Consider the following 15,084-nt stretch of genomic DNA (forward strand, 5'->3'; position numbering starts at 1 on the left):
GGCCGCCTTCGGGGTGGTCATTTTCTTGGGGCGTCGCGATATCGGCGCGGCGGCGCCGCCCGCTCAGGCCGGCGCCGCCGCGCCCGGCGCGTGCGCCGGCTCGTCCAGCGCCAGCAGTTCCTGGCGGATCATGTGGGTGGCCTTGATCATCTGCTTGAGCGGGTAGACGAGCGCCGCCTGCTCGCCGTCGGTGTCGAACTGGCTCGGCAGGACCGGCGCGGGCCCTTGCATCCGGTTTTCGTCCAGCAACCGGGCCATGCCGTCCAGCGCCTCGCGCACCGGCACGGGCGTCTGCGGCAGCGCCGCCAGGATCGGAATGGTGGCGGTGATCTGCGAGGCCAGCACGTGGTTCTGGATCAGCAGGTTGTTCAGCTCGGGCACGTTGACCTGATGCGACGTGGGTTCGCTCATCATGCGATAGAACGCCTCGGCGAAATTGCTGAAGGCGATGTGCACGTTCTTGCGCGCCAGCCGCCAGGCGAGGTCGGCGTCGGCGATGGCCGGGGCCTGGCCGTCCCTGGCCGCGTCAGGCGCGGGATCGGCCGGCGCCTGCATCGCGTCGGCGTATCGCATGCCCGCAAGCAGGTACTCGCGGTTGGCGCGCGTGGCCGCCGCCGCCAGCGGCTTGAGGTAGCGGGCCTCCCACCAGGGCAGGATGTAGCTGCACACCAGCGCCAGCGCGCAGCCGATCAGCGTGTCGATGGCGCGTTCGCCGATCACCGACATGGACACCGTGCCGGGAGAAACGAAGTGGAACACCAGCACCACGAACAGCGTGTTGAAGATGGCGCTGGCCATGTAGTTCAGCTGCACCAGGCTGTTGCCCATGATGCAGGCGGCCAGCAGCACGGCGAACAGGATCTCGGGGCTGTCGGTCAGGTTGAACAGCAGCAGGGCGCAGACGCAGCCGATGACGGTGCCAGTCAGGCGCCAGCCATTGCGCTGTCGGGTCAGCGCGAAGCCGGGCTTCATGATGATCACGATGGTCAGCATGATCCAGTAGTTGTGCGCCGAGAATGCCGGCGACAGCCAGCGGCTGGCCAGCGTCATCGCCAGCGCCGCCGCCGCCGTCACGCGCAGCGCGTAGCGGAAGTGCGGCGAATCCAGGCGCAGGTTGCTGGTCAAGAGGCCGAAGCGGAATTCCTGGCGCGAGATGAAACGCGTGAGCGACTTGCTGATGCGCAGCACGTCGGTGGGCTTGGCATCGGGCGAGGCGGCGGTGTGGTCGGCCAGCCGGTCGACGATGCGGGTGGAATTGCGCAGGCGGCGCAGCACCTGGATGATCAGCGCCAGCATTTCGGGCTCGCGTTCGCCGAAGCCCTGTTGCTTGAGTTGCTCGATCTCGTATTCGATGGCGCGCAGCTTGGCCTTGGCGCTGCTGCGGTACTGCACCTTGCGTCCGCGCGACACGTCCAGCGCGATGCGGTTCAGTTCCAGCGACATCTTCACCAGCGCGTCGCGCATGAAGATCAGGCAGTCGTTGCCGGCCAGCGCGCGCCGCAGCGCGGCGTAGTCGGTGTGCGTGGCTACCAGCGTATCCAGCAGCTGCAACATGTCCACGAACATGTTCCAGATCATCACGCGCTGGCGGTCGCCCAGGCCCTTGCCGCGCGGCAGGGCGCGCAGCACCATGTCGCGCGCCGCCTGGTGTTTTTCCGTCATGACGGACTGGCTCTGGATCAGCGCGCGGTAGGCGTCGTCCAGGTCGGCGGTCGCGTCATAGAAGGCCGCGCGCGCGGCCACGTAGTCGGCGGTGGCGAACAGCGCCACCGACATGGCCTGCTGTTCCTCGCGCAGCCAGAACAGGCGTGAAAAGCCCAGGCTGAACGCCACGTAGAACAGCGCGCCGCCCAGCGTCGCGGCGGCATGGGCCAGGACCTGATCGGGCTCCAGCGGCGAATGCATGGTCAGCGTCATGAGCAGCAGGGCGGCGAAGCCGATCAGGCCGCCGCGCTTGCCGAAGACCGTGAACATGGAAAAGACGAAGCACTGGGCGATGACCGCCAGCCAGATCAGCACAGGGTGCGTGGACGCCAGCCCGGTGATGATGACGGTCAGCGTGCCCAGCAAGGCGCCGCCGAGCATTTCGTTGGTGCGGTGGCGTTGCGGACCGCCGGGCTGGTCGATGATGGCCAGGCACTGCGCGCCGAAGGTGGCCACCAGTCCCGTGGCGTAGTGGCCGAACAGTCCGCCCAGCACCAGCACCGGCAACAGCATGCCTATCGCCTGGCGCACCCCTCCGAAAAAGTAGTGGCTGTAGAGGAAGCGGCGAATGCTGGCAATGCGCAAATCCATGGGCGAGCGGCGTGCGGGCTGATTGATGCGACAAGTATAGAGAGCGGCGGGCTTTTCGGGGCCGGATTACTGCGCCAGATTGTTGCCGCGATGGCGCTTTGGCGTCGCTTCGGATTTGGTTCCTGGTCCGGGTTTGGGGGCCGAGGCAGGACAAGTCCGAGCCGGATTCCAAAATGATGCGGGACCACAATATGGACCTCAAAGGACCAGCATGTGGACCTGCGGCAGCGGCCCGCCCGCGCCGCAGAATCCGGGGTCGGATCTTCCGCGATACCTGGGCGCAACACCGCGCCACGCATGATTTGCTACGGATGACGCAATGCGGTAGAGTCGTTGCCTTGCGCTGGCCTGCCTATCCGAAGCCGGCGCGTTGAGGCGGATTTTCTGGACCACCTTCCAGGATCTTCCGCAGCAGTTACACCTGCCGTTGGCCGCGCCACAAGCGTGTGTTGCCAAGGCTTCCATTTCGACCTCCAGCGTCCCCAAGGGGCGTTCGCGCTGCGTTCTGTCGAACGTATGCCGGGTCGGCAAGGTGTCCGGGTGGCGTGGCTCCGTGAGCCGCAAAGCGCCGGATCATGTTGTCGCAGCCGGTATGGGTTCAGTTGCCGCCGTATCCGGGCGGGCAGCAGGCAGGGTTAGCAGGGCCGGTTTTGAAAGGAATGACAACATGGAACTGAATGGCGCCGATATCGTCGTGCGCTGCCTGGCCGAAGAAGGCGTGGAACACGTTTTCGGCTACCCCGGCGGCGCGGTGCTTTACATCTACGACGCGATTTTCAAGCAAGACAAATTCCAGCATATCCTGGTCCGCCATGAGCAGGCCGCCGTGCATGCCGCCGACGCGTATTCGCGCTCGTCGCAGAAGGTCGGCGTCTGCATCGTGACCAGCGGCCCCGGCGTGACCAACGCGGTCACCGGCATCGCCACTGCCTACATGGACTCGATCCCGATGGTCATCATCAGCGGTCAGGTTCCCACGGCGGCGATCGGCGAGGACGCCTTCCAGGAATGCGACACCGTCGGCATCACGCGTCCCTGCGTCAAGCACAACTTCCTGGTGCGCGACGTCAAGGATCTGGCCGAGACCATGCGCCGCGCGTTCTACATCGCGCGCACCGGCCGTCCCGGCCCGGTGCTGGTCGACATCCCCAAGGACGTCACCGTCGCGCAGTGCAAGTACGCGCCGCCCAAGGGCGAGATCACGATGCGCTCCTACGCGCCCGTCAACAAGGGGCACCAGGGGCAGATCAAGAAGGCCGTGCAGATGCTGCTGGCCGCCGAACGTCCGATGATCTACACCGGCGGCGGCGTGATCCTGTCCAACGCCGCGCCCGAGCTGAACAGGCTCGTGACGCAGCTGGGCGCGCCCTGCACCAGCACGCTGATGGGCCTGGGCGGCTATCCCGCCAGCAGCGGCCAGTTCGTGGGCATGCCCGGCATGCACGGCACGTATGAAGCCAACATGGCGATGCAGCACTGCGACGTGCTGCTGGCCATCGGCGCGCGCTTCGACGACCGCGTGATCGGCAATCCCAAGCATTTCGCCCAGAACGCCCGCAAGATCATCCATATCGACATCGATCCCTCGTCGATCTCCAAGCGCGTGCGCGTGGACGTGCCCATCGTCGGCAACGTCAAGGACGTGCTGGCCGATCTGAGCGCTCAGTACGAGGCGGCAGCCGCCGAGCACAAGCCGGCCTCCATCACGAAATGGTGGGAGCAGGTCGAGACCTGGCGCGGCAAGGAATGCCTGAAGTACGCGGGCTCGGACGAAGTCATCAAGCCGCAGTACGTGGTGGAAAAGCTCTGGGAAGTGACCGGCGGCGACGCCTTCGTCACCTCCGATGTGGGCCAGCACCAGATGTGGGCGGCGCAGTACTACAAGTTCGACAAGCCGCGTCGCTGGATCAACTCCGGCGGCCTGGGCACCATGGGCGTGGGCCTGCCGTACGCCATGGGCGTGCAGATGGCCAATCCGGGCCAGGAGATCGCCGTCATCACCGGCGAAGCCTCGATCCAGATGAACATCCAGGAACTGTCGACCTGCGCGCAGTACCGCCTGACGCCCAAGATCGTCTGCCTGAACAACCGCTTCCTGGGCATGGTCCGGCAGTGGCAGCAGATCGACTACGGCTCGCGCTACTCCGAGTCGTACATGGATTCGCTGCCCGACTTCGTCAAGGTGGCCGAGGCCTATGGCCACGTAGGCCTGCGCATCGAGCGCCCGGCCGACGTCGAGCCGGCGCTGCGCGAAGCGTTCAAGAAGCACAAGGACCGCCTGGTCTTCCTGGACTTCATCACCGACCGCACCGAGAACGTGTGGCCCATGGTGAAGGCCGGCCGCGGGCTGACCGAAATGCTGCTCGGCTCTGAAGACCTGTAAGGAGGCCACCATGAAGCATGTGATTTCCGTCCTCCTCGAGAACGAGCCCGGCGCGCTGTCGCGCGTGGTGGGGCTGTTCTCCGCGCGGGGCTACAACATCGAGACGCTGACCGTCGCGCCGACCGAGGACGCCACGCTGTCGCGCATGACCATCGTCACCACCGGCTCGGATGAAATCATCGAGCAGATCACCAAGCACCTGAACCGCCTGGTGGACGTGGTGAAGGTGGTCGACCTGACCGAAGGCTCGCACATCGAGCGCGAGCTGATGCTGGTCAAGGTGCGGGCGGTGGGCAAGGAACGCGAGGAAATGAAGCGCATGGCCGACATCTTCCGCGGCCGCATCATCGACGTGACCGACAAGTCCTACACCATCGAACTCACCGGGGTGCAGGAAAAGGTACAGGCCTTCCTCGAGGCCCTGGACCGCAGCGCCATCCTGGAAACCGTGCGCACCGGCGTGTCCGGCATCGGCCGCGGCGAACGGATCTTGAAGATCTGAGGCCGGGATTTCCCGGCCGCACCCTGCAACTGAATCAATCGAATATCCACATACTGGAATCTGGAGCACAACATGAAAGTTTTCTACGACAAAGACTGCGATCTCTCCCTCGTCAAAGGCAAGACCGTTGCCATCATCGGCTACGGCTCGCAAGGCCACGCGCACGCGCAGAACCTGCATGACTCGGGCGTGAAGGTCGTCGTCGGCCTGCGCAAGGGCGGCGCCTCGTGGAACAAGGCCGCCAGCGCCGGCCTGGACGTCAAGGAAGTCGCCGACGCCGTCAAGTCCGCCGACATCGTCATGATGCTGCTGCCCGACGAGAACATCGCCTCGGTCTACAACAAGGAAGTGCACGCCAACATCAAGGCCGGCGCCGCGCTGGCCTTCGCCCACGGCTTCAACGTGCACTACGGCCAGGTCGTGCCGCGCGAAGACATCGACGTCATCATGATCGCGCCGAAGGCCCCGGGCCACACCGTGCGCAACACCTACAAGCAGGGCGGCGGCGTGCCGCACCTGGTGGCCGTGTACCAGGACAAGTCCGGCGCCGCGCGCGACGTGGCCCTGTCCTACGCCAGCGCCAACGGCGGCGGCCGCGCCGGCATCATCGAGACCAACTTCCGCGAAGAAACCGAAACCGACCTGTTCGGCGAACAGGCCGTGCTGTGCGGCGGTACCGTCGAACTGATCAAGGCCGGCTTCGATACGCTGGTGGAAGCCGGCTACGCGCCCGAAATGGCCTACTTCGAGTGCCTGCACGAGCTGAAGCTGATCGTCGACCTGATCTACGAAGGTGGCATCGCCAACATGAACTACTCGATCTCGAACAACGCCGAATTCGGCGAATACGAGACCGGCCCGAAGATCGTCACGGACGACACCCGCGCCGCCATGCGCCAGTGCCTGACGGACATCCAGAACGGCGAGTACGCCAAGCGCTTCATCCTGGAAAACGCCGCCGGCGCCCCGACGCTGACCTCGCGCCGCCGCATCAACGCGGAATCGCAGATCGAGCAGGTGGGCGGCAAGCTGCGCGCCATGATGCCCTGGATCGCCGCCAACAAGCTGGTGGACAAGTCCAAGAACTGATGCCCGCCAGGGCGCCGGGCCTGCCCGGCGCCCCAGGCTGCGTCACGGCGGCATGCCTGCGAGGGCATGCCGCTTTTCTTTTCCCCGCAGGCGTAGCACGCCCCGCGCCGCGCCGGCGCGTAAGGCCGTCCGGCCCGCAAGCGGGGCCAGATGGGTTAACCTTTCGATCTGTCCGCCGCAAGTTTTCCAGACCATGCCCAATTTCTCCATGCGCGATTCCGAGAACCGCCATCGCAGCATCTACCTGCTGCCCAACGCGTTCACCACCGCGGCCCTGTTCGCGGGCTTCTACGCCGTCGTGCAGGCCATGAACAACCGCTTCGAGGTCGCCGCCATCGCCATTTTCGTGGCCATGGTGCTGGACGGCATGGACGGTCGCGTGGCGCGCCTGACCAATACCCAGTCCGCCTTCGGCGAGCAGTACGACTCGCTGTCCGACATGACCTCGTTCGGCGTGGCGCCGGCGCTGGTCATGTACGAATGGATTCTGAACGACCTGGGTCGCTGGGGCTGGCTGGCCGCGTTCGTCTACGTGGCGGGGGCCGCGCTGCGGCTGGCGCGCTTCAACACCAATATCGCCGTGGTCGACAAGCGCTACTTCCAGGGCCTGCCCAGCCCCGCCGCCGCCGCGCTGGTGGCCGGTTTCGTCTGGCTGGCCGTGGACAACAAGCTGCCCATCCATGACAGCGTGATGGCCTGGGTCGCATTCACCGTGACCATGTACGCCGGCATCTCGATGGTGTCGAACGCGCCGTTCTTCAGCGGCAAGAGCTTCGCCCTGGGCCGCAGCGTGCCGTTCTGGGGCATCCTGCTGGTGGTGGCCGTGTTCGTGTTCGTCTCCAGCGATCCTCCGGTGGTGCTGTTCGGCCTGTTCGTGCTGTACGGCCTGTCGGGCTGGATCATCTGGGCGCTGCGCTGGAACCGCGCGCGTCGCTTGCAGCAGGAACGGCGCGGGCAGGGGTCGTGACATCATTGCTGGGATGCAATTGAAAAACCCGCCGTTGGGCGGGTTTTTTCATGGCCGAGGCATTCAGCGCCACATGAACCTGTCTTCGTCGTACATCGGATCCGGCCCGGGATGGAAATGCGTCACGCCCGAACCGTCGCGGCCCATGTACACGTACATCAGCGAATTCCAGACGCTGTTTTCCTTGTAGCGATAGGACCAGACCACTTCGCGCTTCTCGCCCAGGCCTGCTTCATCGATCCTGGCCGGCGGGCCGAATTCGCAGCGCACCCGGTCCGGACTCCAGGTTCCGGTCTCCAGCACTTTGAAGTGCGGGTCGGTCAGCAGCGGCAGCACCTTGTCCACCCGGCCGTCGGCGCCGACATTGGCGCCCCAGGCGTACTGGCCCATGGGCTGCTGCGTCCAGATGACACGCCGGCCGCCGTTGGCCTGCGGGCATTCGAAGTTGGGCCGGCCGAACTGGGCCTGCACGTCGGCCAGCGGCGTGCCAGGCGCGACCTGGGCCAGGTTGGCGCAGGCCGACAGGGCCAGCAGGGCGCCCGCCGCCAGGGCGATGCGGGCCGTTTTGTAATGAAGTGTCATATTTTGCTCCCCTCGAAGGCGGAAGGGCGCCCCTGGGGCGCCAGTAGGGCAATTCTATCGAATCAGCTATAATCGTCGGGCTTTATCCAGGCATCCGTTTCGCATGATGCCGAATCGCGCCGGCGGCAGCGGCGGCGGGCCAGGCCAAGAGCCAGGTTCCACCAGCCTCTGCAGGCAGCAGTGAGAAAGCGAATACGCCAATCCGGTCCGCGATTTTTTTCCCAACCACGTCAGGGCGCCTCGGCCCTGTCGCATGTCCGAAGAGGTCATAAATGTCTGTTGCTGACATCAAGAAAGCCGATATCGTTGCGCAATTCCAACGCGCTCAAGGCGACACCGGTTCCCCCGAAGTTCAGGTGGCTCTGCTCACCGCCCGTATCAACGAACTGACTGGTCACTTCAAGGAACACATGAAGGACCATCACTCGCGCCGTGGTCTGCTGCGTATGGTCAGCCGCCGCCGCAAGCTGCTCGACTACCTCAAGGGCCGCAATCCCGATTCGTACCGCGCTCTGATCGAAAAACTCGGTCTGCGCAAGTGATCGACGGGGCTGGCTCCCCATGACGCAACCGTGGCCGGTGCGACTCTTGTCGCGGCGGCCACGGTTTTTCATTTGTAAGGAATAACCGTCATGTTCAATAAAGTGACTAAATCGTTCCAGTACGGCCAGCACACGGTCGTCCTGGAAACCGGCGAGATCGCTCGCCAGGCCTCCGGCGCCGTCGTGGTGTCGATCGAGGACACCGTGGTCCTGGCGACCGTCGTGGCCTCCAAGAAGGCCAAGCCGGGTCAGACCTTCTTCCCGCTGACCGTCGACTACATCGAGAAAACCTACGCCGCCGGCCGCATCCCGGGCGGCTTCTTCAAGCGCGAAGGCAAGCCGTCCGAAAAGGAAACGCTGACCTCCCGCCTGATCGACCGTCCCCTGCGTCCGCTGTTCCCCGAAGACTTCTACAACGAAGTCCAGGTGGTCATCCACACGCTGTCGGTCAACCCTGAAATCGACCCCGACATCGCCGCCATGATCGGCGCCTCGGCCGCGCTGGCCATCTCGGGCATCCCGTTCAACGGCCCGATCGGCGCCGCGCGCGTGGGCTACATCGATGGCCAGTACGCCATCAACCCGACCGCCTCGCAGCTGAAGTCCTCCAAGCTGGACCTGGTGGTCGCCGGCACCGAGAACGCCGTGCTGATGGTGGAATCGGAAGCCGACCAGCTGTCCGAGGAAGTCATGCTCGGCGGCGTGGTCTACGGCCACCAGCAGATGCAGGCCGTCATCAACGCCATCCATGACCTGGTCAAGGACGCCGGCAAGCCCGAGTGGGACTGGCAGGCTCCGGCGAAGGACGAGGCCCTGATCGCCGCCGTCACCGCCGCCGCCCAGCCCGGCCTGAACGCCGCCTACCAGGTCCGCGAAAAGCAGGCCCGCACGACGCAGCTGCGCGAAGTCTACGCCAACGTGTCGGCCACGCTGAACGCCGCCGCCGCCGAGAAGGGCGAGCCGGCGCCTGACGCCGTCACCGTCGACAACATCCTGTTCTCGCTGGAATCCGCCATCGTGCGCGGCCAGATCCTGAACGGCGAGCCGCGCATCGACGGCCGCGACACCCGCACCGTGCGCCCGATCAGCGTGCGCCTGGGCGTGCTGCCGCGCGCTCACGGCAGCGCCCTGTTCACCCGCGGCGAAACCCAGGCGCTGGTCGTGGCCACGCTGGGCACCAAGCAGGACGAGCAGATCATCGACGCGCTCATGGGCGAGTACCGCGACCGCTTCATGATGCACTACAACATGCCTCCGTTCGCCACCGGCGAAACCGGTCGCATCGGCGTGCCCAAGCGCCGCGAAATCGGCCACGGCCGCCTGGCCAAGCGCGCGCTGATCCCGCTGCTGCCGGCCCCGGAAGACTTCCAGTACACCATCCGCCTCGTCTCGGAAATCACCGAGTCCAACGGCTCCTCGTCGATGGCTTCGGTCTGCGGCGGTTCGCTGGCCATGATGGACGCCGGCGTGCCGGTCAAGGACCACGTCGCCGGCGTGGCGATGGGCCTGATCCTGGACGGCGGCAAGTTCGCCGTGCTGACCGACATCCTGGGCGATGAAGATCATCTGGGCGACATGGACTTCAAGGTCGCGGGCACCGAGAACGGCGTCACGGCCCTGCAGATGGACATCAAGATCCAGGGCATCACCAAGGAAATCATGCAGGTGGCGCTGGCCCAGGCCCGCGAAGGCCGCCTGCACATCCTGGGCAAGATGAAGGAAGCGCTGGACGGTTCGCGCGGCGAGCTGTCGGCTTTCGCTCCGCGCATGCTGACCATCAAGATCAACCCCGAGAAGATCCGCGACGTGATCGGCAAGGGCGGCGCCACCATCCGCGCGCTGACCGAAGAGACCGGCACGCAGATCGACATCTCCGACGACGGCACGATCGTGATCGCCAGCGTCGACGAAGCGCAGGCCAAGGAAGCCCAGCGCCGCATCGTCGAGCTGACCGCCGACGTGGAAGTGGGCCAGGTCTATGAAGGCGCCGTGCTGCGCCTGCTGGACTTCGGCGCCATCGTCCAGGTGCTGCCGGGCCGCGACGGCCTGCTGCACATCTCGGAGATCGCCAACTACCGCATCGCCAACATCAACGATGTGCTGAAGGTCGGCCAGCAAGTCCGCGTCAAGGTCATCGAGGCCGACGACAAGGGCCGCCTGCGCCTGTCCATCAAGGCCATCGGTGGCATCGAGCAGCAGCAGGCCGCTGCCGAAGCCGCTCCGCAAGCCGAGGCGCAGCCCGAATAAGGCTTACGCATACGCTGGAGCATGGCGCCGCGCTGAACCGACATCAGATCCTTGAGTCGTCAGAGGCGCGGGGCCGAAAACCCGGATCCGGTATTACACCGGATCCGGGTTTTTTATGGGGTTTCGTCCGTTGACGGGTCCAGCTGTCGCAGCGCCGCCACCGTTACCGGCTTGACGGGCGCCCGCGCCGTGAATGCGCCCAGCTCCGCCACGTCCTTGCCGCGCGTCTGCGCCAGCAGCTGCGCCACGCCATGCTGGCAATAGCGCCCCTGGCAATACCCCATTCCGCTGCGGCAGGCCAGCTTGACGCTGTTGACGTCGCAGGCGTGCGGATTGTCGGCCAGGAATGCGTGTATGGCGCCGGCCGTGACTTCCTCGCAGCGGCAAAGGGTCGTATCCGGCGTCGCCAATCGGGCCAGCGCGTCCAGGCGAGGTTCGAAGAACCGCTGCACGGCGTGGCTGAAATGCAGCGCGCGTTGCCTGGCGCGCTGTGCCTGGCGCAAGCGCGAGGTCAGGGAAGCGGAGCCTGGGCCGCGCAGGTCCAGCGTGGCCTGCAAGGCGGCGATGCGGCCTTCGATCGCGGCCAGTTCGGCGCCGCCGACGCCGGCGGGTTCGCCGGCCACGAAAATGCGCGATTGGCTCGTGCGCATCTGCTCATCATGCACGACGGTCCAGCCGCCTTCGGCCGGCTTCCATTGCATGGCGCAACCGGCCTGGCGGGCCAGCTCGGAGGAGGCCAGCAAGCCATAGCCGACAACCAGCGTGTCGGCCTCGAGCGATCTTTCGCTGCCCGCCACGGGTTCCCACATTGGCGTGACGCGGCTCAGCGTGACGCGCTGCACCTGTTGCTCTCCCTCGGCGCGCGTGATCAGCGTGCCGAAGCGTATCGACACGCGCTGGCGCCGCAGGTTCAGCAGCGCGCGGGCGGCCTCTTTCAGCGGCGCGAAATGTCCGGGCAGGGCGCGCCAGTGCGACAGCATGTCGGCGAGTCCTGGCGCCGGGCGGGCGAAGGCGACTTCGGCCACCTGTGCGCCGGACTTGAGCAGCAGATCGGCCACCAGCAGCAGCAAGGGATGAGAGCCGGCCAGGACGAAGCGCTGGCCGGGACGCAGGAACTGGCTCTTCATCAAGGTCTGGACGCCGCCGGCCGACATCACGCCCGGCAGCGTCCAGCCCGGGAAGGCGACCGGCAGGTCATAGGCGCCGGTGGCGATGAGCAGGGCGGCGCCGTCGATCAAGGCGGCGCCGTCGTCGCGGCTGATGGCGACCCGGACGCCGGGATGCGCCGTCGTGCGAAACACTCCCCAGGCCGTCGTGCCGAACCGCCACTGCACCTGGCTCGACCGGCGGGCGGCGTCGAGCATCGGCTTGCCGAAGGGATTGCTTTCAAAAGCGCTGTTTGGCGGGCCTTGGAACGCGGCCGGGGGCTGTCTGAATATCTGGCCGCCGAGGTCGTGCTGTTCATCGATGACCACCACGCGCAGGCCTTGTTCGGCGGCGGTCAGCGCCGCCGATACGCCGGCCGGGCCCGCGCCGATGATGATGAGGTCAAAGCCCGCGCTTTGCCGGCCTGGGGCGCTGGCGAGTGCTTCAGGCCTCATGGGTGGGTACCTCTATGCGCATGCCTTCCTTCACTTGCGTCATGCAGCCGCGTATGGCCTGCCGTCCGTCGATCGTGACCAGGCATTCGAAACAGACTCCCATGTTGCAGACCGGCGCATGGGCGGCCTGGCCGTGAGAGCGACGGAAAACCGAGACGCCGGCCGCCAGCAGCGCGGTGGCGACCGATTCTCCAGGGTAGGCCTGTGACGGTGCGTCATTGATATGGATGGTGATCGGAGCGGGCCTGGAGACTCCATCCCGCAGTCGAAGCGTGGCGTTAGGCAAAGGTCAGGCTCCCGAATCTTCCGGGGTCATAGGGCGTGGTATCGAACATCCTGGGGTGGTTGAGGATGTCGTCGGCCAGGATTTGAGCGTAGGTGGGACCGAGCGTGAAGGCCGATCCGCCGGTGGCGATGAATAGCCCGGCCGCTTTGGGGACCGCGCCGATCAAGGGCAATTGGTCGGCCACCAGCGCGGTGGCGCCCGTCCAGGCCCGCAGGACCTGCAGCTTGCCGACGTCGGGCGCGACCGCCGCGGCGGCGTTCATGCTGCCCGCCAGGGACGGCAGCAGCAATTCGGGCTGACTCTCCAGGTCGATGACGCCGTCGGTCTGAGCGAGCGCCGCTGGCCAGCCGCCGCCGATGAGCACGTTGCCTTCCTGGGTTTGCTTCATCGACAGTCGGCGTCCCGCGTGTTGAACCAGATGCTTGATGAAGGGCGCGGTTCTTGCGGTCGCCGCCATCGTCAGCCCCACCGCGCTGACGGGAAGCGTCACGCCGGCCATCTGCGCGATACGGCCGGACCAGATGCCCGCGGCCAGCACGACGGCGCCGGCCTGGATCGATGCGCCGTCGTCGATGCCGACGCGCCATCCGTGGCCGTTGCGCCGCAGGGATTGCACGCGGACGCCGCTGCGGATGCAGGCGCCGCGTCGCGTCGCGGCCCTGGCGAACGCCAGCGTGCAGCGCCTGGGATCGGCCTTGCCTTCCCCGGGACAGAACGCGGCGGCCAGGATGGACGGGCCCAGGTAAGGCGCCAGGGTCCGCAACGCGTCGCGGTCCAGCATCTCGACTTCCAGGCCCGCTTCGCGTTCCAGCGCGCTCTTCTGCTCCAGGAGCGTCACTTGTTCGGCCGTCTCGGCGACCATCAGGCCGCCGTGCTGGATCACGCCAAGATCTTCCTGCAGCTCGGTCGCCAGATCGCTCCATGCATGCTGGGCATGCAGATGCAGCGGCAGGGCTTCGGCCGCCTTGCGCGCGCTGTCCAGCCCATGCTCGATCATGCGGTACTCAAGCTGGAAGTGCAGGCTGCCGGCATTGCGTCCCGAGGCCTGGCTGTTGAGCTGGCGCTTTTCGACCAGCATCACGTCCACGCCGGCGCGCGCCAGGTAATAGCTGATGGCGCAGCCGAGCAGGCCGCCGCCGATGACCAGGACAGCGGGCGATGCGTGCGCGCCGGCGACGGGCCGGGACGTATCCATCAGGCGGGGTCCAGGGGCCTGGTCTCGATGCCGAGACCTTCGAGCGTGGCGCGCACCCGCTCGATTTCAGCCGCGCTCAAGTCCAGCAGCGGACGCCGCACATGGCCGGCCGGAACGCCGCGCAGGCGCAGCGCTGTCTTGAGGATGGCCTGGGCGCTGCCGAAGTTGCCGGCGAAGTCCTTGTTGAACCAGGCTTTCATGATGACGCGGTCGCGCTCGCCCAGCGTGACCGCGCCGGCCTTGTCGCCGGCGGCGATCCGGCGCCAGAAGTCCGGATGATCGGCGCCCAGCACGCCGCCGGCGCCCATCAGGCCGTCGCCGACGCCCAACGCCGCCAGATCGGCGCCCAGCGCCGAGGTGGGCATGTTGAAGTAGCGGACCTTGTGGCGCAGCCGATATGCGCCTTGCAGGAACATGCCGAAGTCCGGCGTGGAATTCTTGATGGCGACGACATGGTCGATGTCGGACAGTTCCTCCAGCAGCTCCACGTCCATGTCCACCACGCAGCCGCGCGGCCAGTTGTAGATGCAGATGGGGATGTCTGTCGCGTCGGAGACGTCCTGGTAGAACTGAACCAGTTCCCTGCGGCTGGGCACGATGTAAGGGGGCGGGGTGAGGATGATGCCGTCCAGCCCCGCGCGTTGCGCGGCGCGCGCATGGCGGATGGCCTCCGCGGCGGTGTAGGCGTTGCATCCGCCCAGGACGGTGATGCGTCCGCCGATATTGCGGCCTGACTCGGCGAAGAGTTGCGCGCGCTCGGCTTCGTTCAGGCTGAACCACTCGCCCGAGGTGCCGGCCAGGATCACGCCATGCATGCGCTCCTGCACGTACCACTCGAGTTGCTGCGCCAGCGCGGGCCAATCCAGGTTTCCCTCGCGGGTGAACGGCGTCGTGATGGCGGGAATGTAGCCTGTCCAGGCGATGTCATTGCGATCCATGGCAAGCGCTCCGTGTCACTTCAGCGCCGCGTCGGCTTCGATTTCGATCAGGAACTCCGGCAGGGCCAGCGCCTGTACGCCGATGAAAGTGTTGGCGCCCGGCAGCGCGTCGCCATAGAAGGCGCTGATCTGCGCGCATATCGGTTCGAGCAGCTCGGGCCTGTGGTTGACGACATAGGTGCGCAGCCGCAGCACGTCCGCCGGCGTCGCGCCGGCCTCGGCTAGGACCTGGCGCAGGTTTTCCAGGGCCTGGCGGGCCTGCGCCGCGACATCGCCGGCGCCCACCAGATTCCGGTCCTTGTCCCAGGCGACCTGCCCGGCCAGGTGCAGGCTGCGCGTGCCCGTGTGCTCGGTGGCATGGGAAAAGCCGAACGGCAGGCTGGGGTATAGCGATTCAGGGTTGATGGCGTGGCGTGTCACGAGAGGGATCTCCGGAAGGCATGCGGGCGTGGATGGC

The 15,084-nt window shown here is 66.4% G+C and carries 13 protein-coding genes; 6 read left to right on the forward strand and 7 right to left on the reverse strand.

Annotated features, from left to right (window positions below; genetic code table 11):
- Positions 1-63: 63 nt before the first annotated feature.
- Positions 64-2,295, reverse strand: a complete 2,232-nt coding sequence (locus C2U31_RS11595; protein ID WP_103272921.1) for an FUSC family membrane protein — start codon at positions 2,293-2,295, stop codon at positions 64-66.
- 667 nt (positions 2,296-2,962) lie between these two features.
- On the opposite strand from C2U31_RS11595, the gene C2U31_RS11600 reads away from it, so the two are divergent.
- The 4 genes from C2U31_RS11600 (at position 2,963) to pssA (ending at position 7,236) form a co-directional block, all read left to right on the forward strand.
- Positions 2,963-4,678, forward strand: coding sequence for an acetolactate synthase 3 catalytic subunit (locus C2U31_RS11600; protein WP_103272922.1), 1,716 nt, complete (start codon positions 2,963-2,965; stop codon positions 4,676-4,678).
- A gap of 10 nt (positions 4,679-4,688) precedes the next feature.
- Positions 4,689-5,180 (forward strand): acetolactate synthase small subunit, encoded by a 492-nt coding sequence (gene ilvN, locus C2U31_RS11605; RefSeq protein WP_103272923.1) that lies wholly within the window; start codon positions 4,689-4,691, stop codon positions 5,178-5,180.
- 72 nt (positions 5,181-5,252) lie between these two features.
- Complete coding sequence (gene ilvC, locus C2U31_RS11610) at positions 5,253-6,269, forward strand: ketol-acid reductoisomerase (protein WP_103272924.1); 1,017 nt, start codon at positions 5,253-5,255, stop codon at positions 6,267-6,269.
- A gap of 193 nt (positions 6,270-6,462) precedes the next feature.
- A complete protein-coding gene (pssA, locus tag C2U31_RS11615) occupies positions 6,463-7,236 on the forward strand; it encodes a CDP-diacylglycerol--serine O-phosphatidyltransferase (RefSeq protein WP_103272925.1) in 774 nt (257 codons plus the stop codon).
- Between the two features lie 63 nt (positions 7,237-7,299).
- Here the strand turns inward: pssA and C2U31_RS11620 are convergent, their stop codons facing one another.
- Positions 7,300-7,818 (reverse strand): hypothetical protein, encoded by a 519-nt coding sequence (locus tag C2U31_RS11620; protein WP_103272926.1) that lies wholly within the window; start codon positions 7,816-7,818, stop codon positions 7,300-7,302.
- Between the two features lie 272 nt (positions 7,819-8,090).
- Between C2U31_RS11620 and rpsO the strand changes: the two genes are divergently transcribed.
- Positions 8,091-8,360, forward strand: coding sequence for a 30S ribosomal protein S15 (gene rpsO / locus C2U31_RS11625; RefSeq protein ID WP_012248532.1), 270 nt, complete (start codon positions 8,091-8,093; stop codon positions 8,358-8,360).
- A 90-nt stretch (positions 8,361-8,450) separates the two neighbouring features.
- Entirely contained in the window at positions 8,451-10,607 is a 2,157-nt protein-coding gene (pnp, locus tag C2U31_RS11630) for a polyribonucleotide nucleotidyltransferase (RefSeq protein ID WP_103272927.1), read from the forward strand.
- Positions 10,608-10,720: 113 nt separating this feature from the next.
- Here pnp and C2U31_RS11635 read toward each other — a convergent pair whose 3' ends face one another.
- Genes C2U31_RS11635 through C2U31_RS11655 form a run of 5 tightly spaced genes read right to left on the reverse strand, consistent with a single transcriptional unit; the run spans position 10,721 to position 15,047 of the window.
- Positions 10,721-12,208 (reverse strand): FAD-dependent oxidoreductase, encoded by a 1,488-nt coding sequence (locus tag C2U31_RS11635; RefSeq protein WP_103272928.1) that lies wholly within the window; start codon positions 12,206-12,208, stop codon positions 10,721-10,723.
- Complete coding sequence (locus tag C2U31_RS11640; protein ID WP_103272929.1) at positions 12,198-12,494, reverse strand: (2Fe-2S)-binding protein; 297 nt, start codon at positions 12,492-12,494, stop codon at positions 12,198-12,200. Before C2U31_RS11640 ends, C2U31_RS11635 begins: the two co-directional genes overlap by 11 nt.
- Positions 12,487-13,689, reverse strand: coding sequence for an FAD-binding oxidoreductase (locus C2U31_RS11645; RefSeq protein WP_103272930.1), 1,203 nt, complete (start codon positions 13,687-13,689; stop codon positions 12,487-12,489). The genes C2U31_RS11640 and C2U31_RS11645 overlap by 8 nt, the downstream gene beginning before the upstream one ends.
- Entirely contained in the window at positions 13,689-14,627 is a 939-nt protein-coding gene (locus tag C2U31_RS11650) for a dihydrodipicolinate synthase family protein (protein WP_103272931.1), read from the reverse strand. Before C2U31_RS11650 ends, C2U31_RS11645 begins: the two co-directional genes overlap by 1 nt.
- Before the next feature lie 15 nt (positions 14,628-14,642).
- Entirely contained in the window at positions 14,643-15,047 is a 405-nt protein-coding gene (locus C2U31_RS11655) for a RidA family protein (RefSeq protein WP_103272932.1), read from the reverse strand.
- Positions 15,048-15,084: the final 37 nt, after the last annotated feature.

Origin of the sequence: Achromobacter sp. AONIH1 (assembly GCF_002902905.1) — a bacterium.
GTDB lineage: Bacteria > Pseudomonadota > Gammaproteobacteria > Burkholderiales > Burkholderiaceae_B > Achromobacter.

Excerpts from the sequence above, each read along its gene's own strand:
- ilvN (WP_103272923.1), top strand. The coding sequence starts at position 4,689 with ATGAAGCATGTGATTTCCGTCCTCCTCGAGAACGAGCCCGGCGCGCTG.
- C2U31_RS11595 (WP_103272921.1), bottom strand. The coding sequence starts at position 2,295 with ATGGATTTGCGCATTGCCAGCATTCGCCGCTTCCTCTACAGCCACTAC.
- C2U31_RS11635 (WP_103272928.1), bottom strand. The coding sequence starts at position 12,208 with ATGAGGCCTGAAGCACTCGCCAGCGCCCCAGGCCGGCAAAGCGCGGGC.
- pnp (WP_103272927.1), top strand. The coding sequence starts at position 8,451 with ATGTTCAATAAAGTGACTAAATCGTTCCAGTACGGCCAGCACACGGTC.
- pssA (WP_103272925.1), top strand. The coding sequence starts at position 6,463 with ATGCCCAATTTCTCCATGCGCGATTCCGAGAACCGCCATCGCAGCATC.
- rpsO (WP_012248532.1), top strand. The coding sequence starts at position 8,091 with ATGTCTGTTGCTGACATCAAGAAAGCCGATATCGTTGCGCAATTCCAA.
- C2U31_RS11600 (WP_103272922.1), top strand. The coding sequence starts at position 2,963 with ATGGAACTGAATGGCGCCGATATCGTCGTGCGCTGCCTGGCCGAAGAA.
- C2U31_RS11645 (WP_103272930.1), bottom strand. The coding sequence starts at position 13,689 with ATGGATACGTCCCGGCCCGTCGCCGGCGCGCACGCATCGCCCGCTGTC.
- C2U31_RS11650 (WP_103272931.1), bottom strand. The coding sequence starts at position 14,627 with ATGGATCGCAATGACATCGCCTGGACAGGCTACATTCCCGCCATCACG.
- ilvC (WP_103272924.1), top strand. The coding sequence starts at position 5,253 with ATGAAAGTTTTCTACGACAAAGACTGCGATCTCTCCCTCGTCAAAGGC.
- C2U31_RS11620 (WP_103272926.1), bottom strand. The coding sequence starts at position 7,818 with ATGACACTTCATTACAAAACGGCCCGCATCGCCCTGGCGGCGGGCGCC.